The organism is Facilibium subflavum, assembly GCF_003574485.1.
Lineage (GTDB): Bacteria > Pseudomonadota > Gammaproteobacteria > Francisellales > Francisellaceae > Facilibium > Facilibium subflavum.
On the sequence record NZ_QLIT01000334.1, the window covers coordinates 1 to 528 of the forward strand.

The 528-nt window shown below is 38.6% G+C and carries 1 protein-coding gene; it reads left to right on the forward strand.

What is annotated here, in order from left to right; genetic code table 11:
* Positions 1–198 precede the first annotated feature (198 nt).
* Positions 199–528: transposase (locus DNK84_RS13775; RefSeq protein WP_208123235.1), on the forward strand; the 330-nt coding region annotated here is incomplete at its 3' end.

Sequence of the window (528 nt, forward strand, 5' to 3'; positions counted from 1 at the left end):
CAGAGATGTCTACTCGACAGGATCAAAGCTAGTATTTGTATTGGTTTAAAGAAGCGTCAGGTAAATACAGTAATACGGAATTGTTACAAAGGATATAAATGGTGGTTAAAAATGATTGAATCAACGGGAGTATTGAAATAACTGTGTAAATTCTTTCATAGGTTATAATGGTTAAAACGTATAATCTAAGGACGAAAGATGAAAAACAAAGAACAAAACAAAGCATTAGATCAAGCGCTTGATCTCATTGTCGAATCAGGTGCTGATTTATCCAATCTATTTAAATCAGATGGCGTATTGAAGCAATTAACCAAAGGTCTGGTTGAACGTGCTTTACAAGGTGAACTAAAGGCGCATCTTGGTTATGACAGGCATGAACGTAGCGATTCTGCTAATGCACGTAACGGCACGGCACGAAAAAGCGTAATAACAGAAGATGGCCTATTGGAAATTGATGTGCCTCGTGATCGCTCAGGTGAATTTGATCCTGTACTTGTTCCCAAGCGAAGCACGCGGATTGAAGGTTTG